A 21,999-nucleotide genomic window follows, 5' to 3' on the forward strand; every position below is an offset into this window, starting at 1 on the left:
TATCGTCCGAAGACGTTAAGATATCAGTGCCCCGAGTGCCCACACAGATTGTCTGATAAATTGTTAAAGAGCGGTGCGACAAGGCCTTCAGCCTGCTGTCGCGAGGTGGCGTATATTACGCTTTCCTCTTTCAGAGTCAAGCGTTTATTTTCGCTTTCGTCTGCCTGACGGGCCGGTTTGTTTGACGTTGTGCCGTGTCAGTGGAGGCGCATTATAGGGAGTTCTTCGCGCCTGACAACCCCTAATTTGAAAAAAGTTTCTAAGCGTTCATTTTCCAGGCAATGCGCCTGAAGAACGACCATCGTCGCCTGGTTTATAAACAAAAACGAGCCCCACAGGGCCCGTTTTTTAGTTTTTGCGAGTTACTGCACAGCAACGATGCGGTTATCACGCACAACCAGCTCGATAGTTTTACCGGGCACCAGCTCTCCGGAAAGGATTTGCTGTGCCAGCGGGTTCTCAATCTGCTGTTGAATAGCGCGTTTCAGCGGACGCGCGCCATATACCGGGTCGTAGCCGTTCTCGCCAAGCAGTTGCAACGCCTCATCCGAGATACGCACCGCATAGCCGCGATCTTCCAGACGCTGGTATAGCCGCTGCAGCTGGATCTGCGCAATAGAAGCAATATGCTGCTGCCCCAGCGGGTGGAATACCACGACTTCATCAATACGGTTAATGAATTCCGGACGGAAGCTCTGCCCCACCACGCCCATCACCAGCTCTTTCATGCTGGCATAATCCAGCGCGCCGAAACGCTCCTGAATCAGGTCGGAGCCAAGGTTAGACGTCATGATCACCACCGTATTGCGGAAATCGACGGTTCTCCCCTGCCCGTCCGTCAGGCGTCCGTCGTCGAGCACCTGCAGCAGAATGTTGAACACATCCGGATGCGCTTTCTCGACTTCATCAAGCAGGATCACCGAGTAGGGACGACGGCGAACCGCTTCGGTCAAATAACCGCCCTCTTCATAACCGACATATCCCGGAGGCGCGCCCACCAGGCGAGACACCGAGTGTTTTTCCATAAACTCGGACATATCGATACGCACCATCGCATCGTCGCTGTCGAACATAAAATTAGCCAGCGCTTTACAGAGCTCCGTTTTACCGACACCAGTCGGCCCGAGGAACAGGAACGAACCGATAGGCCGGTTAGGATCAGAAAGCCCGGCGCGGCTGCGGCGAATCGCGTTCGACACCGCCTCGACCGCTTCATCCTGGCCAATGACGCGCTGATGTAAATCCTGCTCCATACGCAGCAGCTTATCGCGCTCGCTTTCCATCATGCGAGAGACCGGAATACCGGTCCAGCGCGCCAGCACTTCGGCGATTTCCGCATCGGTGACTTTATTACGCAGCAGACGCATCGTTTTGCCTTCCGACTGCGTGGCGGCGGCGAGCTGTTTCTCAAGCTCCGGGATTTTCCCGTACTGAAGTTCCGACATCCGGGCCAGATCGCCTACGCGTCGCGCCTGCTCAATAGCGATTTTCGCCTGCTCAAGCTCGGCTTTAATGGTCTGCGTTCCGGAGAGCGACGCTTTCTCCGCTTTCCACTCTTCTTCAAGCGTAGAATACTGGCGCTCTTTATCGTTCAGCTCATCATTCAACATATCGAGGCGCTTTTTACTGGCCTCGTCCGACTCTTTCATCAGCGCCTGCTGTTCCAGCTTAAGCTGGATGATGCGGCGTTCGAGACGGTCGAGCTCTTCCGGCTTCGAGTCGATTTGCATACGAATACTCGACGCGGCCTCATCAATCAGGTCGATGGCTTTGTCCGGCAACTGGCGGTCGGCAATATAACGGTGCGAGAGCGTAGCCGCCGCGACAATCGCCGGGTCAGTAATCTGCACATGGTGATGCAGCTCGTAACGCTCTTTCAGGCCACGCAGGATGGCGATGGTATCTTCCACCGACGGCTGGGCCACAAACACTTTCTGGAAACGGCGTTCCAGCGCCGCGTCTTTTTCAATGTACTGACGATATTCATCCAGCGTCGTGGCGCCCACGCAGTGCAGTTCACCGCGCGCCAGCGCAGGCTTCAGCATGTTGCCTGCATCCATTGCGCCATCCGCCTTACCGGCACCCACCATGGTGTGCAGTTCATCGATAAACAGAATGACGTTGCCTTCCTGTTTCGAGAGATCGTTCAGCACGCCTTTCAGACGCTCTTCAAATTCGCCGCGGTATTTCGCGCCTGCCACCAGCGCGCCCATGTCCAGCGCCAGTACGCGGCGCCCTTTCAGCCCTTCCGGCACTTCGCCGTTAACGATGCGCTGGGCGAGCCCTTCAACAATGGCGGTTTTACCGACGCCAGGCTCACCAATCAGTACCGGGTTATTTTTGGTACGACGCTGCAGCACCTGAATGGTGCGGCGGATTTCTTCATCACGGCCTATTACCGGATCCAGCTTGCCCTGTTCGGCACGCTCGGTCAGATCGACGGTATATTTTTTCAGTGCCTGCCGCTGATCTTCGGCGCCCTGATCGTTCACGCTTTCGCCTCCGCGCATATTGTCAATTGCCTGTGTGACGTTCGCCGTCGTGGCGCCCGCGGCTTTGAGGAGATCCGCAAGCGTACCGCGCGACTCCAGCGCCGCCAGCACAAACAGCTCTGAGGAAATAAAGTTGTCGCCCCGTTTCTGCGCCAGCTTGTCGCAGAGGTTGAGCGCGCGCACCAGATCCTGCGATGGCTGAACATCGCCGCCGGTGCCTTCCACCTGCGGCAGACGGCTCAGGGCCTGATCGAGGTCAGTGCGTAACTTCCCGGCATTAACGCCCGCAGACGTCAGCAACGGGCGAACGGAGCCGCCTTCCTGATTTAACAGAGCGCTCATGAGGTGCAGGGGTTCGATAAACTGATTGTCGTGCCCCAGTGCGAGAGACTGGGCATCGGCGAGAGCAAGCTGGAATTTATTGGTAAGACGATCCAGACGCATAACTCCTCCCATAACAGGTCAAAATTGCTACTGGAGATTAAATGAGGTCATCCCTCAATTATTCAAGGTGAATGACCTGAATAATGTGGAGCGTCCGTTACGCGTACTGGATCGTCTTGATTCAGTAGGTTATATCAGCCAAATGAAACTTGCCATACGACCTGTGGTTCCGTCGCGGCGATAAGAGAAGAAATCGTGGCTTTCACTGTGCGTGCAGCGCTCTGCGCCATAAACAGCGGTGACGCCAACGCTCGCCAGACGCTGGCGCGCAAGAAGGTAAATATCGGCGAGATATTTCTCACCGTGCGGGCGAAAGGCCTCCGCGGCCGCGGCATCTTTGGCGATAAAAGCGTCGCGCACTTCGGGGCCGACTTCAAAGGCCTGCGGGCCGATGGCCGGGCCAAGCCAGGCCTGAATGGTCGCAGGCGCCGCCTCAAAACAACTGACCGTCTCTTCAAGCACGCCTTCACAAAGGCCGCGCCATCCCGCATGCGCCGCCGCCACTTCGCGGCCAGCCGTATCGCAAAACAGCACCGGCAGGCAGTCGGCAGTCATCACCGCGCACACCGTGCCGCGCTCGCGGGTATAGGAGGCATCGGCACGCTTCGAGGCATAAGGGCCGCCGGTAAGATGCAGCACCTCTTTACCGTGAACCTGCTCAAGCCAGACGGGCGCTCCAGGGAAATTCGCCGCCTGGTAAAAACGGCGACGGTTTTCTTCCACATGTTCCGGATTATCCCCGCAGTGCGCGCCCAGGTTTAAGGCATCGTAAGGCGGCAGGCTGACGCCGCCGTGGCGGGTAGAGCTACAGGCCGCGACGCCCGGAGGCAACGGCCACTGCGGAGTAATCAGTTTCATAACCAGTCCACGTCGTCTTTATGGGCTTCGAAATCGGCGCGCAGCGCATCGATTAAGTCGATCATATCCTGCGGGATAGGCGCGTGCCATTCCATCATCACGCCGCTAATGGGGTGATAGAGGCGCAGCATCGTTGCGTGCAGCGCCTGACGGTCGAATTGACGCAGCGCCTGGATAAACGCCTCGCTTGCGCCTTTCGGCGGGCGCGGGCGTCCGCCATAGAGCTGATCGCCCACCAGCGGATGGGTAATATGCGCCATGTGTACGCGGATCTGGTGGGTACGGCCAGTTTCCAGACGCAGACGCAGGCGGGTGTGAATCCGAAAATGCTCCATGATGCGGTAATGCGTCACCGCCGGTTTACCCATCGGGTGAACCGACATATGGGTGCGCTTGGTCGGGTGGCGGCTGATAGGCTCGCTGACCGTACCGCCCGCCGTCATATGACCGATAGCGACCGCCTCATATTCACGGGTGATTTCACGCAGCTGCAACGCCTCGACCAGACGCGTCTGCGCCGGAACGGTTTTCGCCACGACCATCAGACCCGTGGTGTCTTTATCCAGACGATGCACGATACCCGCGCGCGGCACGTCGGCAATCGGCGGATAATAGTGCAGCAGCGCGTTCAGCACGGTGCCGTCCGGGTTACCGGCACCAGGATGTACGACGAAATCGCGCGGCTTATTAATGACGAGGATATCGTCATCTTCGTAGACGATATCCAGCGGGATATCCTGCGGTTCAAAGCGCGCTTCTTCTTCAATTTCAGCATTGATGGCGACACGTTCTCCACCCAACACTTTCTCTTTCGGCGTATCACACATCTGGCCGTTAACCAGTACGCGCTGGTCAAGGATCCATTCTTTTATGCGTGAACGTGAATAATCCGGGAACAATTCGGCCAAAGCCTGATCTAAGCGTTGACCGAGCTGTGACTCGGACACCGTTGCGGTGAGTTGTACTCGTTGTGCCATATACAGCTTCTTCGTTAACGTTGGGTTTTACGGCTTTGCCGTTTAATATAGTGTGCTATTGTAGCTGGTCTTAATCGGGAGCTGGAACTGTGAAACTCCCGCATAACATCTGAGGAAAGTCAAAACGTCATGACGCGCATGAAATATCTGGTGGCAGCCGCCACGTTGAGCCTGGCTTTGGCGGGCTGCTCCGGTTCTAAGGAAGAGGTGCCCGATAATCCGCCTTCAGAGATCTACGCGACTGCGCAGCAAAAGCTGCAGGACGGTAACTGGAAAGCGGCAATAACGCAACTGGAAGCGTTAGATAACCGTTATCCGTTTGGCCCATATTCTCAGCAGGTACAGCTGGATCTGATCTACGCCTATTATAAAAATGCCGATCTGCCGCTGGCCCAGGCCGCTATTGACCGTTTCCTTCGCCTTAACCCGACGCATCCGAATATCGACTACGTCATTTACATGCGCGGCCTGACCAATATGGCGCTCGACGACAGCGCGCTGCAGGGCTTCTTCGGCGTCGATCGTAGTGACCGCGACCCGCAACATGCGCGCGACGCGTTCCGCGACTTCTCGAAACTGGTGCGTGGCTACCCGCAGAGCCAGTATTCAACCGATGCGACCAAACGTCTGGTCTACCTGAAAGACCGTCTGTCCAAATATGAGCTTTCCGTTGCGCAATATTACACCAAACGCGGCGCGTGGGTGGCGGTGGTTAACCGTGTGGAAGGCATGCTGCGTGATTACCCGGATACCAAAGCAACCCGCGAAGGGCTGGGCCTGATGGAAAACGCTTATCGCGAGCTGCAGCTTAACGCGCAGGCCGATAAAGTAGCGAAAATCATCGCAGCTAATAACACCGGCGCCTGATTGTCACTTCAGCGTAAAAAGCCAGCCCGGTGGGCTGGCTTTTTTTATGGCGTTTACTCGCCCGTCCAGCCTGACCCGTCGATAAAAATCACCCGGTCATCCAGCCACTGACGCACAATGTTGTCAGCGCCTTTGCGGGCATTCTCCGCAGTCCAGCCGCGATCGTTTTGCAGCCACGCTTGTGTCGCTTTTCGCGCAGGCTCAATCGCCGCCAGCGCTTTCTCACGCTGCGCTTTCGGCCATGCCGCGTCGTCTTTCCACTCGCGGATCTCCTGCTCGGGATCCTGCTGTTTTTTATCCTGAGCGGCAACGTTAAGGTAGTCTTCCGGTTTTACCGTCACATGCAGTTCGAATATTTCCCAGTCCGCATAGCTGGAGTACTTGATGGTGCCGGCGCCATCGCTGGCTTTCTCTAACGGCTCGCTGAATGCCTCGTTCAATGCAGTCCAGGCAGGCGAGTCGAAAATCACATCCTGCGGCTTACAGATGGGCGCAAAACCGTCACGCGTCGAGCCATACAGCGAACCGAACGCCTCGTAGGCCGCCTGCCCCTGAGCTTCAAAAATAAAGCAGTGCACGTAAGGACGGTCATCGTCGTTATCACGCTGATAGTCCATTTTTTCGATATTCATACGCAGAAGCGTCAGCACCGCCTTGTCTTTACTCTCTTTCGGATCCTTTTCGATATCCTTCATGATGGAGTAAGCAAAGTCATCGTCGCGCAGCCCGTCCAGCGCCATCTGATGACGTTTACTGGCTTCCTGGGCCGTCACGCCGCTGGCTGGCACGAAATGATTCAGGTAAACCAGCCACGCCGAAGCAAGCGGCGTCTGGTAGGCGCGCAGTTTATCAGCGGCGTTAACCGGCGAATCCGGGATCAGGCTGACTGCCGTATCGAAGTCATGCGTGGCGCGGCGCGCCATATCGTTGAGCGTCCCGGCGCGCGTTTTCATCGTGTCGGTCAGGCAGGCCTGAATCTCATTAGCGCTACCTGCGCAGGCGTTACGGGTTTTCAGCCAGGCGCGCTGTTCGATACGTAACGCCGCGGCTTCCTGCGCGGGCAGGCTGCCCATCGCACGCAGGTAATCATCGTTAATTTTGCTGTCGAGTTCGCCGAGCGTCTGCTGCTGGCAAATGGCGTGTTCGACGGGCGTGCCTGCTTTATCGCAATCAAAAGACGCGGCAACAGCGGGGCTTGCGCCGCAGGCGAGCGTAACGCACAAAGCGAGACGACGAAGCGTCGTCAGCCGGAAGGTGGCTTTCATAACAATCCTTTTCAAGTAAAGACCTGCGAGTCGGGCAGAAGTCGCGCGCTATTATTGCTTAAGGCAGGAATTTCGAGGAGCTCTTAAAAAAGGTATACGCGAAAATTGCTAAAAAACAGCCAGAGAGGTGGTAGTGCTGAAAGTGTGTGCAAAGAAGCCTGGCGAGTTAACTCATCGACTATGACCGCTTTTCATGAGGGCGACAAGCGAAATCTGCCCTCTTCCTGTCCTGTCTCACAAAAGCGTTTCATTGACAAAAAGTGACAAAATTAAGTGATCTTAATCACACAAATTGACGCTGTGGCGGTTATGCTAAAATTACCAAGACGGGAAAGACAAGAGGTAACATTTATGACAATGAACATTACCAGCAAACAGATGGAAATCACCCCCGCTATCCGCCAGCACGTCGCCGACCGTCTCGCCAAACTTGAAAAATGGCAAACTCATCTGATTAATCCGCATATCATTTTATCTAAAGAACCCCAGGGGTTCGTCGCTGACGCCACCATCAATACGCCCAACGGCCATCTGGTCGCCAGCGCTAAACATGAAGATATGTACACGGCCATCAACGAATTAATTAACAAGCTGGAAAGGCAACTGAATAAAGTCCAGCACAAAGGTGAAGCCCGCCGTACCACCGGCTCGGTGAAAGACGCCAACTTCGCTGAAGTCGAAGAAGAAGAGTAATACCCCCTGCGTCATCCTTTACCACGCGCCTTCGGGCGCGTTTTTTATTGACAGAACAAAAAGGGAGCGGGTACTTTACCGGTATGCTTTTTAAGGAAACACTCATGAAACAACACCCGTTTTTCTTCGCTTTCTTTTTTACCTTCCCCTGAACGGGAGGCGTGTCGTCGTATCAGAAAGCAAGCGAAGACGAACTAACAGGCCTCCCACTCCGGGGGGCCTTTTTTATGGCTATACACAAGGTGGCGTTATGACTGCGGAAAACCCGTTGCTGGCCCTGCGCGATAAAATTAGCGCGCTGGATGAACAATTACTCGCCCTGCTGGCGCAACGCCGGGCGCTGGCAGTTGACGTGGGTAAAGCGAAACTCGCCACCCATCGGCCAGTGAGGGATATCGATCGCGAGCGCGATCTGCTGGAGCGGCTGATTGACATCGGCAAAGCCCATCATCTCGACGCACATTACATCACCCGGCTCTTTCAGCTCATTATCGAAGACTCCGTGCTCACACAGCAGGCGCTCCTTCAGCAGCATCTTAACCAGACTAACCCGCACTCTGCCCGCGTCGCGTTTCTCGGCCCGAAAGGCTCCTACTCGCACCTTGCCGCCCGTCAATATGCCGCCCGCCATTTCGATCAGTTTATTGAAAGCGGCTGCGCGAAATTCCACGACATTTTCAACCAGGTCGAAACGGGTCAGGCCGATTACGCTGTAGTGCCTATTGAAAACACCAGCTCCGGCGCGATCAACGACGTCTACGACCTGCTGCAACACACTAGCCTGTCGATTGTCGGCGAGCTGACGCTGCCTATCGACCACTGCGTGCTGGTCTCCACCTCCACCACGCTTGAGAAAATTGAAACCGTCTACAGCCATCCGCAGCCTTTCCAGCAGTGCAGCCAGTTCCTCAAGCGCTACCCGAACTGGAAAATCGAGTATTGCGAAAGCACCGCGGCGGCAATGGAGAAAGTAGCGCATGCGAATTCGCCGTATGTCGCCGCCCTCGGCAGCGAGGCGGGCGGCGCGCTGTACGGCTTGCAGGTGCTGGAGCGCAATCTCGCCAACCAGACCCAAAACATTACCCGTTTTGTGGTGCTGGCCCGTAAGGCGATTAATGTTTCCGATCAGGTCCCGGCGAAAACCACGCTGCTGATGGCGACAGGACAACAGGCTGGCGCGCTGGTCGAAGCGCTGCTGGTGCTGCGTAATCACAACCTGATGATGACGAAGCTGGAATCGCGCCCGATTAACGGCAACCCGTGGGAAGAGATGTTCTATCTGGATATCCAGGCGAATCTTCAGGACGCGCCGATGCAGCTGGCGCTGAAAGAGCTGACGGAGATTACGCGCTCAATGAAAGTGCTGGGCTGCTACCCCAGCGAAAATGTCGTGCCGGTAGACCCGGCATAAGGTAACGCGGCCGGACGCCCCGGCCGCTTTTTTCACCCTTTAAATTTCGGCTTCGGCACACCGGCGACCAGCGTTTCCAGCGTGAAAATCGCGCCTGAGAGCGGACGCTGCGCCAGTTCTTCCTGCTCCATATTTTCCCGCGTGGTGGTGATATAGAGCGTTTTCATATCCGCCCCGCCAAAACAGACCATCGTCGGGCAGCGCACCGGCAGCCTGTGCTCTTCAAGTTGTTCGCCCTGCGGGGAGAACCGCGCGATGCGGTGGCCATCAAACAGCGCCGTCCAGTAACAGCCTTCGACATCCAGCGCCGCGCCGTCCGGGATGCCCTCGCCTTCGCCGAAGGTTCTGAATACCTCGCGCTTGCCCGGCTCGCCCTGCTCATCCAACGGCGTGCGATAAATCACGCCTTTCGGCGTATCTGAGGTATACATCCAGCGCTTGTCCGGGCTGAACGCCAGGCCATTGGCACCGTGAATATCGCTCTGAATGACATGCGCGCTCAGATCGTTATCGACGCGCACCAGCAGCGCGCCTTTGTAATCGCCCGGTGCCCAGAAAGTACCGGCGTAAAAACGTCCGTCGCTATCGGTACCGCCGTCGTTAAAACGCGCCAGCGCCGGATTATTGGGGTTGTCGCAAATTTTGCGCCCCAGAATGCCGCGCTCGTCGGCAAGCCAGATGCCGCTTCGCAGCGCGACGATAAAACCGCCTTTTTCACGCAGCGCGAAACAGCCCACCTCTTCCGGAAACTGCCAGACCCGGTGTTCGCCGCTGTGCGGGTGGTAGCGATGGATCTCCTGCTCCAGGATATCGGCCCAGTAGAGCGCCTGCTCCTGCGCGTCCCAGGTCGGGCATTCCGGCAGGTGACCGGTATAATCAAACAACAGCTGCGGTTGCGCCATTTCGTTCATCCTTTTTCGCCATAAAAAAAGCCAGCGGACTGGCCCACTGGCTTTTGAGTATAAGCGGCTTTTGCGTTACTGGCGGCTGTCGTTTGCCTGACGCAGCAGCGTGCGGCTCTCCTGCTGGAACCGCTTCGCATAATCGCCGAACCAGTGCTCGACTTTGCGGAAGCTGTCGATAAAGGCGCGTTTGTCGCCCTGCTCCAGCAGTCCAATCGCCTCGCCGAACCGCTGGTAGTAACGCTTGATAAGCGACAGGTTACCCGGCGACGACATAATAATATCCGCGTAAAGCTGCGGGTCCTGCGCAAAGAGGCGGCCCACCATCGCAAGCTCCAGCCGGTAAATCGGCGAGGAGAGCGCCAGCAGCTGCTCCAGCTGCACATTTTCTTCGGCCAGATGCAGACCGTAGGCAAATGTCGCGAAGTGGCGCAGCGCCTGGATAAACGCCATGTTCTGATCGTGCTCTACCGCGCTGATGCGGTGCAGCCGCGCGCCCCAGACCTGGATTTGCTCAAGGAACCACTGATACGCCTCTGGCTTGCGCCCGTCGCAGTAGACCACCACCTGTTTGGCAAGGCTGCCGCTGTCCGGCCCGAACATGGGGTGCAGGCCAAGCACCGGGCCGTGATGCACTTCCAGCATCGCCTGCAGCGGCACGTTTTTCACCGACGTTAAATCCACCAGCACGCAATCTTCCGGTAGCGGCGGTAGTTTGCGGATAACCGCTTCCGTCAGGTGCACCGGCACGCTGACGATAACCATACCGGCGTCGGCGCACAGCGTCGCGGCCTGCGGCCAGTCCTGCTGCTCCAGAATTCGCACCTGATAACCGGAGAGCGTCAGCATTTTTTCAAACAGCTGGCCCATCTGCCCGCCGCCGCCGACAATTACCACGGGGCGCAGCGCCGGGTTAAGCGTTTTAAAACCTTTATCGTTTTCGCTGGAATACGACTCGCGCATTACGCGCCGCAACACATCTTCGATAAGATCCGGCGGCACGCCGAGCGACTCGGCCTCTTCACGGCGCGACGCCAGCATAGAGGCTTCGCGCTCCGGCACATAAATCGGCAGGCCGTAACAGCTTTTTACTTCACCGACTTCCGCCACCAGCTCCAGACGGCGCGCCAGCAGCCCCAGCAGCGCCTTATCCACTTCATCGATTTGATCGCGCAGCGCGGTCAGTTCAGCCACCATCGTTAACCCCTTACGCCAGACGCTCAGCAAGCGCCCCTTGCAGATCCTGATGAAGCTCGCGCAGCAGCGCTTCCGTGGTTTCCCAGCTGATGCAGGCATCCGTCACGGAAACGCCGTATTTCATGGCGCTGCGTGGCTGTTCGGAAGACTGATTGCCTTCGTGAATATGGCTTTCAATCATCAGGCCGATAATCGACCGGTTGCCGTCTTTGATCTGCGCAACGGCGGATTCCGCGACGCCCGGCTGGCGACGGTAATCTTTATTCGAGTTGCCGTGGCTGCAGTCGATCATCAGCGCCGGGCGCAGGCCCGCCTGCTCCATCTCTTTTTCGCACTGCGCCACATCCGCCGGGCTGTAGTTCGGCGCTTTGCCGCCGCGCAGGATCACATGACCATCCGGGTTGCCCTGGGTTTGCAGCAGACAAACCTGGCCTGCCTGGTTGATGCCGACGAAACGGTGCGGCATAGCGGCGGCGCGCATTGCGTTAATGGCGGTCGCGAGGCTGCCGTCGGTGCCGTTTTTAAAACCGACCGGCATTGAGAGGCCAGACGCCATTTCGCGGTGCGTCTGCGATTCCGTGGTACGCGCGCCAATCGCGGACCAGCTAAAAAGATCGCCCAGGTATTGCGGGCTGTTCGGGTCGAGCGCTTCGGTCGCGAGCGGCAACCCGAGGCTCACCAGCTCCACCAGCAGGCTACGGGCGATTTTCAGACCTGCTTCCACATCAAACGAGCCATCCATATGAGGATCGTTAATCAGCCCTTTCCAGCCCACCGTGGTGCGGGGCTTTTCAAAATAGACGCGCATAACCAGATAGAGACTATCGCTGACCTGTTCGGACAGGGCTTTAAAACGACGAGCATAATCAATCGCGGCTTCAGGATCGTGGATCGAGCAAGGTCCACACACCACAAGCAAACGCGGATCGCGACCGGCGATAATATCGGAGATGGTCTGGCGAGAGCGCGCCACCTGCGCCTCCTGTTCTACAGTCAGCGGAAACTCGGCTTTCAGTTGGTCAGGAGTGATTAATACCTGTTCATCGGCGATATGAACATTATTCAGCGCGTCTTTTTGCATGATAGCGATCCTGTAAGTTTGCTCGTTGCGATAGTTTTCCTCTGCGAGGAGGGTTTAACAATACCATACGCGGTAAAGATTTCAATCCACAATACGTACCGATAACTTTACATTAATAAAATAAATGGCGCTAAACAGGCATAAATATGTAATATTTATTTTACAGTTAATGAAAAGGCGGGCTTCCCCGCCTCGTTTTCACTGTGCCTTATGCGTGAGGGTTTTAGTGCCCCCCTGCCGCCAGCGCCAGTAATCCATTATCAGCAGTATAGCGAGGCTGACGCCCATGACCGGCAGCGCCAGGCCCAGCAGCACGGCAACGGCCAGGGTAATAACGCGCCAGACGGGCGGCAGATTTAGCCAGCCCTGGCTTAGCGTCGCGGCAGGGCTCACCAGCGGCCCCGGCGGACGACGCAGCCACCAGAGACGGTAACCAAGCACAATCGCGACGCACAGCGCCAAACCAAACGCGACCAGCAACAGCTGGTTCGCCAACCCGAACAGCACGCCCATATGGAAATCAACGCCCCAGCGCGTCAGCTTTGCCATCAGCGGGTAATCGGCAAAGCGGGTGGCGTCGATAACGCGCAGCGTGACGCCATCCACCGCGACGGCATCCACCTGCGTGGGCCAGGCGCGATCGATCTCCGTGACGGTCCAGGCCCGTCCCGCCTCGCGCGGCGGGCGAATCTCAAGTTTGCCAGCGTCGATGCCCGCGCCTCTCGCCGCCGCCAGCACGCGGTCATACAGGCTCGCATCGATGGACGGCGCAGGCATGTTCATCACGCCGTGATGCATATGATGCTCCGCGTGCGGGTCGTGCGGCGGCGCGTCGCCCTGCAGCTGCGTGTTAACCTGCGGCGTCAGCCAGCCGAACGCGGCGCGCATTTTATCGACGTTCGCACCCGCCCACTGCGACCAGGTGAGCCCGGTCGCCGAAAACAGCAGCATGCCCGCGAGCAATACCCAGCCGAGGCCTGCGTGCAGGCGGCGCGTATTCTGAAACGTGTTACTCATACGCCGCTTCGGGCGGGTTAAGTACCAGAGCGCGATGCCGCCGAGCGCCGTCACCCACATCCATGACGCCGCCAGTTCGCTGTAAACGCGGCCCACATTACCGAGCAGCAGCGAGCGGTGCGCGTAATCTATCCACTGACGCAGCGGCAAGATGCCGCTGGTGCCGTACACGGTCATATCGCCTTTCACCGCGAGCGACACCGGGTCGATAAATACCGCCCGCGATTCTGACTCGCCAAGCGCCGGATCGGCGAACATCACGCGCGTTGTCTCGCCAGGCGTCAACGCCGGGCGCACCGCCGAGAGGCGCAGCTCGCCGCCGGTGCGGTGTTCCGCCGCCGCGACCTGTAGCGCCAGCGGCTGACGCTCGCCGGACGTTGCGCCAGAAAGCGCGTCGCGATAGATCCAGTTTTCAAGCTGCGGCGTGGCGACATACAGCGTGCCGGTCAGCGCGGCCACGAAGATAAACGGCCCGATAAACAGACCAATATAAAAATGAAGGCGTCGCAGCAGGTTTACCCATGCCGCGCGCGGGGTGCAGGAAGTCATACTTTTCCTTTTTTAAAAGCAGAAGGTAGCGCTGCGCCTTAGCGCAGAGAGTTTTTCAGCAGGAAAAAGCAGACACGCGCGGCGGCGCGCGGGTATCGGGCCAGAGTCGGGGATAAAAGCGCCAGTGCCTGGCCACCGGACGCGGAACCGGCAGCCGGACGCGTTGCAGAATAAACGAGACCAGCAGCGACAGTGCCAGCAGCAGCCCCGGGACATGCGCCAGCAGCACGCAGTAGCCGCACGCTTCGGCATGATCGACAGGCACAGAGGCAGGCGCAGGAGAAGGCATCTCGTGGGGCATTCCTGGATGCATGTCAGACATGTCATCCATCGGCATCGCGTGGTGCATGCCGGGCATTGCGCTCATGGGGTCTTTTTGCAGGCTGACAGAGATAAGCGGCGCCACCACAATCAGCAGGATCGCGAATAGCGCAAGCATAGCCGCGCGATAACGAAACACTGACTGATAAAAGACGTTGCTGCCCACTGCACCTCCAGAAATGGAGGTTTATTGTAAATGATTCAGATATGGAAAGTTAACGTAAAGGAAAGGAAACCAGCGGTTTTTACACGGGGCCGGGTGCCCCGGACAAAAAAAGGGCCAGCCCGCAGGCCAGCCCTTTTTATATCGGATGTCGCTTAAGCGAATCTTAGTTAAGACGCTCTTTGATACGAGCAGACTTACCAGTGCGCTCACGCAGGTAGTACAGTTTAGCTTTACGTACAGCACCACGACGTTTAACAGCAATGCTGTCAACTACCGGAGAGTGAGTCTGGAAGACACGCTCAACGCCTTCGCCGTTGGAGATTTTGCGAACAGTGAATGCAGAGTGCAGACCGCGGTTACGAATAGCGATAACCACGCCCTCGAATGCCTGCAGACGTTTTTTGGAACCTTCAACAACCCATACTTTCACTTCCACGGTATCACCCGGACGGAAGGAAGGTACGTCCTGCTTCATCTGCTCTTGTTCAATTTGCTTGATAATGTTGCTCATAATTTAATCTCTTATCCTGGGTAAACTGATGTTTCGGGTAGCGGCTTACGCGTCGCCAGTCCCATCATGTCTATGTTGCTGTTGCGCGTGTTCAGTTTTGAACTCCGCCAGCAACTTTGCTTGCTCTTCAGTCAGAGCCAGGTTTTCCAGAAGTTCAGGTCTTCTAAGCCAGGTACGGCCCAGCGACTGCTTCAGGCGCCAGCGTCTGATTTCGGCATGGTTGCCCGACAGTAAAACTGGCGGTACTTCCATCCCCTCTAACACTTCAGGCCGGGTATAGTGCGGACAATCCAGCAACCCTTCGGCAAAGGAATCTTCCGTTGCCGACGCTTCGTGACCCAGTACGCCTGGAATAAACCGGGCAACCGAATCGATAAGCGTCATGGCGGGTAGCTCGCCGCCGCTGAGCACGTAATCCCCGATTGACCATTCTTCGTCAATTTCGGTCTGGATAACGCGCTCGTCTATCCCTTCGTAGCGGCCACAAACCAGAATTAACTTCTCGTTCGTCGCCAGCTCGCTGACGCCCGCTTGATCAAGCTTGCGTCCCTGAGGTGAAAGGTAAATCACCTTTGCGCCCTCGCCTGCCGCGGCTTTCGCTGCGTGAATGGCGTCCCGCAAGGGTTGCACCATCATTAGCATCCCCGGTCCGCCGCCGTAGGGCCTGTCGTCCACGGTACGGTGCCGGTCGTGCGTGAAGTCGCGAGGACTCCAGCTGTCGATGCTCAGCAGGCCATTTTTTACTGCCCGGCCAGTTACCCCGTAATCGGTAATCGCGCGGAACATCTCAGGAAACAGGCTGATTATGCCAATCCACATAGCGCCGTTTATTACCGTTTGTCCGGAGGTTTAAAAACCAGGATCCCAATCTACTTCAATCTTTTGAGTAGCGAGATCGACTTTCTTGATAACCTGCCCATCGAGGAACGGAAGTAGCCGCTCCTTGATACCGAACGCATCTTTCAGGTTTGCCTTCACGACGAGAACGTCGTTCGACCCGGTTTCCATCATATCGACGACTTTACCGAGGTCGTAGCCTTCCGTGGTGATAACCTGGCAACCCATAAGGTCTTTCCAGTAGTAATCACCCTCTTCAAGCTCCGGCAACTGCGAGGAATCCACGACAATTTCGCAATTGGTCAACAGATTCGCGGCATCACGATCTTCCACGCCTTTCAGCTTGATGATCATGTCCTGATTGTGGTGCTTCCAGCTTTCCAGCTGTACTTGCTGCCACTGACCCGCCTGCTGGATAAACCAGGGCTGGTAGTCAAAAATGCTTTCGGCGTCTTCGGTGGAGGAAAACACTCTGAGCCAACCACGAATGCCGTATGAAGAACCCATTTTCCCGAGAACAATCGGGTTAACAGGGGCTTTAGCGGCGTCTTGCTTGCTCATCATGACCACCGTGACAGATTAAGCTGCTTTTTTTGCTGCTTTGATCAGCGCGGAAACGCGATCGGAAACGGTAGCGCCCTGGCCAACCCAGTGTTCGATACGATCCAGATCCAGGCGGGTGCCTTCTTCTTTTTCGTTTGCGATCGGGTTGAAGAAACCAACGCGCTCAATGAAGCGACCGTTGCGTGCATTGCGGCTATCAGTAACGACAACCTGGTAGAACGGACGCTTTTTAGCGCCGTGACGTGCTAAACGAATAGTTACCATAACATCCTCTTGTGTGAATAAAACACCGGGCCCCATCGAGGAACGGAGCCCGGCGTCATATTAAAAGCCCGAAAATTTTACTGATTTCTGGGGAAAAAGCAATCTGCAGTTAATACACCCACCGTAAAAGGCCGTCGGCGGTGCGGTCAGTTCGGTGCCGACGTGCGCACAGCCACCGGAGCGTACACGCAGTACGTGAGGATGGCGAGCACACCCCGGTGCCGAAATGGCAAACAAGCCAGGCCGATCAGCGGCCAGGGAAGCCTGGCCGATCAGCGGCCAGGGAAGCCTGGCGGCATCATCCCTTTCATCCCACGCATCATCTTCGCCATACCGCCTTTCTTCATCTTCTTCATCATGCGTTGCATGTCGTCGAACTGTTTCAGAAGGCGGTTAACGTCCTGCACCTGCATTCCGCAGCCTGCCGCGATACGACGTTTGCGCGAGCCTTTGATGATTTCCGGCTTCGCGCGCTCTTTCATGGTCATGGAGTTAATGATGGCTTCCATGCGCACCAGGATTTTGTCATCCATCTGCGATTTCACGTTGTCAGGCAGTTGCCCCATGCCCGGCAGCTTGCCCATCAGGCTCGCCATGCCGCCCATGTTTTTCATCTGCTTGAGCTGCTCAAGGAAATCGTTGAGGTCAAAGCCGTCGCCTTTTTTAAGCTTGGTGGCGAGCTTCTCCGCCTGCGCGCGGTCGACTTTGCTTTCGATATCTTCAATCAGCGACAGCACGTCGCCCATGCCGAGAATACGCGAGGCGATACGGTCCGGGTGGAACGGCTCCAGCGCTTCGGTTTTCTCGCCGACGCCGAGGAACTTAATTGGTTTGCCGGTAATGTGGCGAATCGAGAGCGCCGCACCGCCGCGGGCGTCGCCGTCCACTTTGGTCAGCACCACGCCGGTCAGCGGCAGCGCTTCATTAAAGGCTTTCGCGGTGTTGGCGGCATCCTGGCCGGTCATGGCATCGACCACAAACAGCGTTTCCACCGGCTTGATAGACGCGTGAACCTGCTTGATCTCGTCCATCATCGCTTCGTCGACGTGTAAACGACCGGCGGTATCCACCAGCAGCACGTCGTAGAATTTCAGCTTCGCTTCTTTCAGCGCCGCGTTCACGATGTCGACCGGCTTTTGCGCAACGTCGGACGGGAAGAAATCCACGCCGACCTGCTGTGCCAGCGTTTCGAGCTGTTTAATCGCCGCCGGGCGATAGACGTCCGCGGAAACCACCAGCACTTTTTTCTTGTGCTTTTCACGCAGGAACTTACCGAGCTTACCGACGCTGGTCGTTTTACCGGCGCCCTGCAGGCCCGCCATCAGCACCACGGCGGGCGGCTGCGCGGCCAGGTTCAGGCTTTGGTTCTCTTCGCCCATCGCCGCCACCAGTTCGTTACGAACAATCTTCACGAACTCCTGGCCCGGCGTCAGGCTTTTATTAACTTCATGCCCTACCGCTTTCTCTTTTACGCGGTTGATGAAATCGCGCACCACCGGCAGCGCGACATCCGCCTCCAGCAGCGCCATGCGCACTTCGCGCAGCGTTTCTTTAATGTTGTCTTCAGTCAGGCGCCCACGGCCGCTGATATTGCGCAGCGTGCGCGACAAACGGTCAGTTAAATTATCAAACATGATCTCTTGCCCAAGGGTAACTTTAGGCCGCCGCAGCGACACCGAGTACGAATGAGGCGCAGTATAACATGAAGCCGCCCTGGTTGTGATGCAACGGTTGGAGCAGGCGGCGCGTAACGCTATACTGCTTCTCTTTCTCTTCTGGCTAAACCGACATCCTATATGCCTGTTTTTTCACTGCTGGCGCTTGTCGCCTACTCGGTAAGCCTGGCGCTTATCATTCCCGGCCTGCTTCGCAAGAACAGCGCGTGGCGCCGCCTTGCGATACTTTCGGCGGTGATAGCGCTCGTCTGCCACGCCGTCGCGCTCGAAAGCCGCATATTCCCGGACGGCAGCGGCGGGCAGAATCTCAGCCTGCTGAACGTCGGCTCGCTGGTGAGTCTGATGATCTGCACCGTGATGACCATTGTCGCCTCGAAAAATCGCGGCTGGCTGCTGCTGCCGATTGTCTACGCGTTCGCGCTTATCAATCTGGCGTTCGCGACGTTCGTGCCGAATGAATACATTACGCACCTTGAGGCTACGCCGGGCATGATGGTGCACATCGGCCTGTCGCTCTTCTCATACGCGACGCTGATCATCGCCGCGCTCTACGCGCTGCAACTGGCGTGGATTGACTATCTGCTGAAAAACAAAAAGCTGGTCTTCAGCGCCGAGATGCCGCCGCTGATGGGCATCGAGCGCAAAATGTTCCATATCACCCAGGTCGGCGTCGTGCTGCTGACCCTGACGCTCTGCACTGGCCTGTTCTATCTTCACAACATGTTCAGCATGGAGAATATCGACAAGGCGGTGCTGTCCATCGTCGCATGGTTTGTCTATATCATCCTGCTGTGGGGACACTATCATGAAGGCTGGCGCGGGCGCCGCGTGGTGTGGTTTAACGTCGCGGGCGCCGCATTGCTGACCCTGGCCTATTTCGGCAGCCGGGTTATTCAGCAGTTCGCCGGTTAACGAATCACACATCTAAGGACAACGCGTTTGGAACATATCTCAACCACCACGCTCATCGTAACGCTTATCGTGATGGTGGTGGTCTCCGCTTACTTCTCCGGCTCCGAAACCGGGATGATGACCCTCAACCGCTACCGTCTGCGGCACCTGTCAAAGCAGGGCAACCGCGCGGCAAAACGCGTCGAGCGCCTGCTGCGCAAGCCCGATCGCCTGATAAGCCTGGTGTTAATCGGTAACAACCTCGTCAATATTCTCGCCTCGTCGCTGGCGACCATCGTCGGTATGCGCCTCTATGGCGACGCCGGTGTCGCCATCGCCACAGGCGTCCTCACCTTTGTGGTGCTGATTTTCGCCGAAGTCCTGCCGAAAACCGTCGCGGCGCTCTACCCGGAGAAAGTCGCGTTTCCGAGCAGCTTTCTGCTGGGGCCGCTGCAAATCGTCATGATGCCGCTGGTCTGGTTGCTGAACACCATTACGCGCCTTTTGATGCGTATGGTCGGCATCAAGGCCGATAACGTCGTCAGCGCCGCGCTCAGTAAAGATGAACTACGCACCATTGTGCATGAGTCGCGCTCGCAGATTTCGCGCCGCAATCAGGACATGCTGCTGTCAGTGCTGGACCTGGAAAAGGTCAGCGTCAGCGACATCATGGTGCCGCGCAACGATATCGTCGGCATTGATATCAACGACGACTGGAAATCCATCGTGCGCCAGCTCACGCACTCGCCTCACGGGCGCATCGTGCTCTATCGCGAGTCGCTCGATGACGCCATCGGCATGCTACGCATCCGCGAAGCATGGCGGCAGATGAATGAGAAAAAAGAGTTCACCAAAGAGGTCATGCTGCGCGCCGCCGATGAAATCTATTACGTGCCGGAAGGTACGCCGCTCAGCGTCCAGCTGGTGAAATTCCAGCGTAATAAAAAGAAAGTAGGCCTGGTGGTCAACGAATATGGCGACATCCAGGGGCTGGTGACAGTTGAGGATATTCTCGAAGAGATTGTCGGTGATTTCACTACATCAATGTCGCCGACGCTTGCTGAAGAGGTCACGCCGCAGAATGACGGCTCGGTGATTATCGAAGGCGGCGCCAACGTGCGGGAAATCAACAAAGCCTTTAACTGGCGTCTGCCGGAGGACGAAGCCCGTACCATCAACGGCATGATCCTCGAAGCCCTGGAAGATATCCCTTCAAGCGGTATTCGTCTGCGCCTCAATCAGTACGACATTGATATTCTCGATGTGCAGGAGAACATGATTAAGCAGGTGCGGGTTACGCCGGTGAAACCGCTGCGCGAGAGCGTGGAAGGCAGCTAGCCGTTGCGCCCATAAAAAAAAGGCCAGTCGCGATGACTGGCCTTTTTTATTACTGCGCGGCTTACGCCTTCGCTTTCGCGACGGTTACCATCGCGGCGCGAATAGTACGACCGTTCAGGGTATAGCCTTTTTGCATCACGGCCAGCACGTGGTTCGGCGAAACCTCTTCCGATTCCACCATCGCAATAGCCTGATGCACGTTCGGATCCAGCGGCACGTTGGTGTCGGCAATCACTTCCACGCCGAACTTGCGTACCACGTCCAGCATTGATTTCAGGGTCAGTTCGATCCCTTCCACCATCGCGGCCATATCCTGGTTTTCTTTGTTCGCCACTTCGAGCGCGCGATCGAGGCTGTCGATAACCGGCAGCAGCTCGTTGATGAATTTTTCCAGCGCGAACTTATGCGCTTTCTCGATATCCAGCTCAGTACGACGGCGCAGGTTCTCCATCTCCGCTTTCATGCGCAGCACATTGTCGCGCTCGCGGGTCTGAGATTCCGCTAACTCCGACTGCAGCCGGGCAATCTCTTCATCGCGCGGATCCACCTGCTCAGCAGATTCGGCAGACTCCACAGCCTCAACCTCTTCATGCTGCTCCGTGACGATCTCTTCCGGGGCTTGCCCGTCAGGCGTTTTCTGTTCTTTACTACTCATGAAATTCTCCGCGTTTATGCATTCGTATCGCTAACCTGGATTATTATGGGGATCAGTTTGCGGGTTTCAAGGGAAGCAGACAGATTGTCCCCCTTTCCACGCCTATAAGGACGACCAGGAAAATGAATAACCATTTCAACTGCATCGGTATTGTCGGACATCCGCGCCACCCTACCGCGCTGACGACCCACGAAATGCTCTGGCGCTGGCTTTTAGATCGCGGCTATGACGTCATTATCGAAGAGCAGATTGCCGAGGAGTTAAAACTCAGGGATGCCCGCACCGGGACGCTGGCACAGATAGGCCAGCAGGCGGATCTGGCGGTGGTGGTCGGCGGGGATGGCAACATGCTGGGGGCCGCGCGCGTGCTGGCGCGTTACGACATCAGCGTCATCGGCATTAACCGCGGCAATCTCGGGTTTCTCACCGATCTCGACCCGGATAACGCCCAGCAACAATTAGCGGACGTGCTCGAAGGCCATTACATCCGCGAGCAGCGCTTTTTGCTGGAGGCGCAGGTCTGCCAGAAAAATTGCCAGAAGCGCATCAGTACCGCCATCAACGAAGTCGTACTGCACCCCGGCAAAGTGGCGCACATGATTGAATTTGAAGTCTATATCGACGAAAAATTCGCTTTCTCCCAGCGCTCTGACGGGCTGATAATCTCCACGCCCACCGGCTCGACCGCCTACTCGCTCTCCGCGGGCGGCCCGATACTCACGCCGTCGCTCGACGCCATCACGCTGGTGCCCATGTTCCCGCATACGCTCTCGGCGCGCCCGCTCGTCATTAACAGCAGCAGCACCATCCGCCTGCGCTTTTCCAACATGCGCAGCGATCTGGAAATCAGCTGCGACAGCCAGATTGCGCTGCCGATTCAGGAGGGCGAAGATGTCTTTATCCGCCGCTGCGATTACCCGCTGAATCTTATTCATCCAAAAGACTATAGCTATTTCAATACGTTAAGTTCAAAACTCGGCTGGTCAAAAAAATTATTCTGAAACCCGCGCTAGCCACTTTACT

Annotated in this window: 22 protein-coding genes and 1 other annotated feature; of the genes, 7 read left to right on the forward strand and 15 right to left on the reverse strand. The window is 56.9% G+C overall.

All coding sequences use genetic code 11. The annotated features are described in order from the left end of the window. Positions 1–362: 362 nt before the first annotated feature. The 3 genes from clpB to rluD all read right to left on the reverse strand — a co-directional run bounded on the left by clpB (position 363) and on the right by rluD (position 4,771). The gene (clpB, locus tag AFK67_RS15495) at positions 363–2,936 is read right to left on the reverse strand and encodes an ATP-dependent chaperone ClpB (protein WP_038884344.1); all 2,574 of its coding nucleotides are present in this window, start codon (positions 2,934–2,936) and stop codon (positions 363–365) included. A 129-nt stretch (positions 2,937–3,065) separates the two neighbouring features. Further along, positions 3,066–3,794: a purine nucleoside phosphorylase YfiH gene (gene yfiH / locus AFK67_RS15500; protein WP_007726942.1), complete on the reverse strand. Its 729-nt coding sequence runs from the start codon at positions 3,792–3,794 to the stop codon at positions 3,066–3,068. Then, on the reverse strand, positions 3,791–4,771 hold the full coding sequence (gene rluD, locus AFK67_RS15505) for a 23S rRNA pseudouridine(1911/1915/1917) synthase RluD (protein WP_032967437.1): 981 nt from the start codon (positions 4,769–4,771) through the stop codon (positions 3,791–3,793). The genes yfiH and rluD overlap by 4 nt, the downstream gene beginning before the upstream one ends. A gap of 129 nt (positions 4,772–4,900) precedes the next feature. Between rluD and bamD the strand changes: the two genes are divergently transcribed. Next, positions 4,901–5,638, forward strand: a complete 738-nt coding sequence (gene bamD / locus AFK67_RS15510) for an outer membrane protein assembly factor BamD (protein WP_007726944.1) — start codon at positions 4,901–4,903, stop codon at positions 5,636–5,638. Between the two features lie 53 nt (positions 5,639–5,691). Here bamD and AFK67_RS15515 read toward each other — a convergent pair whose 3' ends face one another. Further along, a complete protein-coding gene (locus tag AFK67_RS15515) occupies positions 5,692–6,903 on the reverse strand; it encodes a lysozyme inhibitor LprI family protein (RefSeq protein WP_038884346.1) in 1,212 nt (403 codons plus the stop codon). 351 nt (positions 6,904–7,254) lie between these two features. Here AFK67_RS15515 and raiA point away from each other — a divergent pair, with 351 nt between their 5' ends. From raiA to pheA, 3 genes are all read left to right on the forward strand, one after another. After that, positions 7,255–7,596 (forward strand): ribosome-associated translation inhibitor RaiA, encoded by a 342-nt coding sequence (gene raiA / locus AFK67_RS15520; RefSeq protein WP_004385565.1) that lies wholly within the window; start codon positions 7,255–7,257, stop codon positions 7,594–7,596. Between the two features lie 103 nt (positions 7,597–7,699). Next, positions 7,700–7,825 (forward strand) — a sequence feature (Phe leader region). Continuing rightward, on the forward strand, positions 7,701–7,748 hold the full coding sequence (gene pheL / locus AFK67_RS23290; RefSeq protein WP_171999258.1) for a pheA operon leader peptide PheL: 48 nt from the start codon (positions 7,701–7,703) through the stop codon (positions 7,746–7,748). Its footprint overlaps the feature before it by 48 nt. A 21-nt stretch (positions 7,826–7,846) precedes the next feature. Then, on the forward strand, positions 7,847–9,007 hold the full coding sequence (gene pheA / locus AFK67_RS15525) for a bifunctional chorismate mutase/prephenate dehydratase (protein WP_007726947.1): 1,161 nt from the start codon (positions 7,847–7,849) through the stop codon (positions 9,005–9,007). A 32-nt stretch (positions 9,008–9,039) separates the two neighbouring features. Here pheA and AFK67_RS15530 read toward each other — a convergent pair whose 3' ends face one another. The 10 genes from AFK67_RS15530 to ffh form a co-directional block, all read right to left on the reverse strand. Then, on the reverse strand, positions 9,040–9,909 hold the full coding sequence (locus tag AFK67_RS15530; protein WP_038884348.1) for an SMP-30/gluconolactonase/LRE family protein: 870 nt from the start codon (positions 9,907–9,909) through the stop codon (positions 9,040–9,042). A gap of 75 nt (positions 9,910–9,984) precedes the next feature. Next, positions 9,985–11,106, reverse strand: a complete 1,122-nt coding sequence (gene tyrA, locus AFK67_RS15535; protein ID WP_007726951.1) for a bifunctional chorismate mutase/prephenate dehydrogenase — start codon at positions 11,104–11,106, stop codon at positions 9,985–9,987. 10 nt (positions 11,107–11,116) lie between these two features. After that, positions 11,117–12,187, reverse strand: a complete 1,071-nt coding sequence (gene aroF, locus AFK67_RS15540; protein WP_038884351.1) for a 3-deoxy-7-phosphoheptulonate synthase AroF — start codon at positions 12,185–12,187, stop codon at positions 11,117–11,119. Positions 12,188–12,385: 198 nt separating this feature from the next. Further along, complete coding sequence (locus AFK67_RS15545; RefSeq protein ID WP_007726956.1) at positions 12,386–13,753, reverse strand: PepSY-associated TM helix domain-containing protein; 1,368 nt, start codon at positions 13,751–13,753, stop codon at positions 12,386–12,388. A gap of 55 nt (positions 13,754–13,808) precedes the next feature. Further along, positions 13,809–14,240 (reverse strand): DUF2946 domain-containing protein, encoded by a 432-nt coding sequence (locus AFK67_RS15550; protein ID WP_007726959.1) that lies wholly within the window; start codon positions 14,238–14,240, stop codon positions 13,809–13,811. A gap of 163 nt (positions 14,241–14,403) precedes the next feature. Further along, on the reverse strand, positions 14,404–14,751 hold the full coding sequence (gene rplS, locus AFK67_RS15555; protein WP_006178051.1) for a 50S ribosomal protein L19: 348 nt from the start codon (positions 14,749–14,751) through the stop codon (positions 14,404–14,406). 45 nt (positions 14,752–14,796) lie between these two features. Next, the gene (gene trmD / locus AFK67_RS15560; RefSeq protein WP_007726962.1) at positions 14,797–15,570 is read right to left on the reverse strand and encodes a tRNA (guanosine(37)-N1)-methyltransferase TrmD; all 774 of its coding nucleotides are present in this window, start codon (positions 15,568–15,570) and stop codon (positions 14,797–14,799) included. 30 nt (positions 15,571–15,600) lie between these two features. Beyond that, the gene (gene rimM, locus AFK67_RS15565) at positions 15,601–16,149 is read right to left on the reverse strand and encodes a ribosome maturation factor RimM (protein ID WP_032967439.1); all 549 of its coding nucleotides are present in this window, start codon (positions 16,147–16,149) and stop codon (positions 15,601–15,603) included. A gap of 18 nt (positions 16,150–16,167) precedes the next feature. After that, positions 16,168–16,416 (reverse strand): 30S ribosomal protein S16, encoded by a 249-nt coding sequence (gene rpsP / locus AFK67_RS15570; protein ID WP_004385557.1) that lies wholly within the window; start codon positions 16,414–16,416, stop codon positions 16,168–16,170. Positions 16,417–16,688: 272 nt separating this feature from the next. Further along, entirely contained in the window at positions 16,689–18,050 is a 1,362-nt protein-coding gene (gene ffh / locus AFK67_RS15575; protein ID WP_007681558.1) for a signal recognition particle protein, read from the reverse strand. Positions 18,051–18,212: 162 nt separating this feature from the next. Here ffh and AFK67_RS15580 point away from each other — a divergent pair, with 162 nt between their 5' ends. Both AFK67_RS15580 and AFK67_RS15585 read left to right on the forward strand, forming a co-directional pair. Then, complete coding sequence (locus tag AFK67_RS15580; RefSeq protein ID WP_007726968.1) at positions 18,213–19,004, forward strand: cytochrome C assembly family protein; 792 nt, start codon at positions 18,213–18,215, stop codon at positions 19,002–19,004. 27 nt (positions 19,005–19,031) lie between these two features. Continuing rightward, the gene (locus AFK67_RS15585; protein ID WP_007726970.1) at positions 19,032–20,321 is read left to right on the forward strand and encodes an HlyC/CorC family transporter; all 1,290 of its coding nucleotides are present in this window, start codon (positions 19,032–19,034) and stop codon (positions 20,319–20,321) included. A gap of 61 nt (positions 20,322–20,382) precedes the next feature. On the opposite strand, the gene grpE is transcribed toward AFK67_RS15585, so the two are convergent. Then, positions 20,383–20,976 carry a nucleotide exchange factor GrpE gene (gene grpE / locus AFK67_RS15590; RefSeq protein ID WP_007726974.1) on the reverse strand — a complete coding sequence of 198 codons (594 nt, stop codon included), beginning with the start codon at positions 20,974–20,976 and terminating at the stop codon, positions 20,383–20,385. A 122-nt stretch (positions 20,977–21,098) separates the two neighbouring features. On the opposite strand from grpE, the gene nadK reads away from it, so the two are divergent. After that, the gene (gene nadK / locus AFK67_RS15595; protein WP_007726977.1) at positions 21,099–21,977 is read left to right on the forward strand and encodes an NAD(+) kinase; all 879 of its coding nucleotides are present in this window, start codon (positions 21,099–21,101) and stop codon (positions 21,975–21,977) included. Positions 21,978–21,999 lie beyond the last annotated feature (22 nt).

Source organism: Cronobacter dublinensis subsp. dublinensis LMG 23823 (assembly GCF_001277235.1).
Lineage (GTDB): Bacteria > Pseudomonadota > Gammaproteobacteria > Enterobacterales > Enterobacteriaceae > Cronobacter > Cronobacter dublinensis.

Coding starts and splice junctions, on each gene's coding strand:
- clpB (WP_038884344.1), bottom strand. CDS start 2,936: ATGCGTCTGGATCGTCTTACCAATAAATTCCAGCTTGCTCTCGCCGAT.
- yfiH (WP_007726942.1), bottom strand. CDS start 3,794: ATGAAACTGATTACTCCGCAGTGGCCGTTGCCTCCGGGCGTCGCGGCC.
- rluD (WP_032967437.1), bottom strand. CDS start 4,771: ATGGCACAACGAGTACAACTCACCGCAACGGTGTCCGAGTCACAGCTC.
- bamD (WP_007726944.1), top strand. CDS start 4,901: ATGACGCGCATGAAATATCTGGTGGCAGCCGCCACGTTGAGCCTGGCT.
- AFK67_RS15515 (WP_038884346.1), bottom strand. CDS start 6,903: ATGAAAGCCACCTTCCGGCTGACGACGCTTCGTCGTCTCGCTTTGTGC.
- raiA (WP_004385565.1), top strand. CDS start 7,255: ATGACAATGAACATTACCAGCAAACAGATGGAAATCACCCCCGCTATC.
- pheA (WP_007726947.1), top strand. CDS start 7,847: ATGACTGCGGAAAACCCGTTGCTGGCCCTGCGCGATAAAATTAGCGCG.
- AFK67_RS15530 (WP_038884348.1), bottom strand. CDS start 9,909: ATGGCGCAACCGCAGCTGTTGTTTGATTATACCGGTCACCTGCCGGAA.
- tyrA (WP_007726951.1), bottom strand. CDS start 11,106: ATGGTGGCTGAACTGACCGCGCTGCGCGATCAAATCGATGAAGTGGAT.
- aroF (WP_038884351.1), bottom strand. CDS start 12,187: ATGCAAAAAGACGCGCTGAATAATGTTCATATCGCCGATGAACAGGTA.
- AFK67_RS15545 (WP_007726956.1), bottom strand. CDS start 13,753: ATGACTTCCTGCACCCCGCGCGCGGCATGGGTAAACCTGCTGCGACGC.
- rplS (WP_006178051.1), bottom strand. CDS start 14,751: ATGAGCAACATTATCAAGCAAATTGAACAAGAGCAGATGAAGCAGGAC.
- trmD (WP_007726962.1), bottom strand. CDS start 15,570: ATGTGGATTGGCATAATCAGCCTGTTTCCTGAGATGTTCCGCGCGATT.
- rimM (WP_032967439.1), bottom strand. CDS start 16,149: ATGAGCAAGCAAGACGCCGCTAAAGCCCCTGTTAACCCGATTGTTCTC.
- rpsP (WP_004385557.1), bottom strand. CDS start 16,416: ATGGTAACTATTCGTTTAGCACGTCACGGCGCTAAAAAGCGTCCGTTC.
- ffh (WP_007681558.1), bottom strand. CDS start 18,050: ATGTTTGATAATTTAACTGACCGTTTGTCGCGCACGCTGCGCAATATC.
- AFK67_RS15580 (WP_007726968.1), top strand. CDS start 18,213: ATGCCTGTTTTTTCACTGCTGGCGCTTGTCGCCTACTCGGTAAGCCTG.
- grpE (WP_007726974.1), bottom strand. CDS start 20,976: ATGAGTAGTAAAGAACAGAAAACGCCTGACGGGCAAGCCCCGGAAGAG.
- nadK (WP_007726977.1), top strand. CDS start 21,099: ATGAATAACCATTTCAACTGCATCGGTATTGTCGGACATCCGCGCCAC.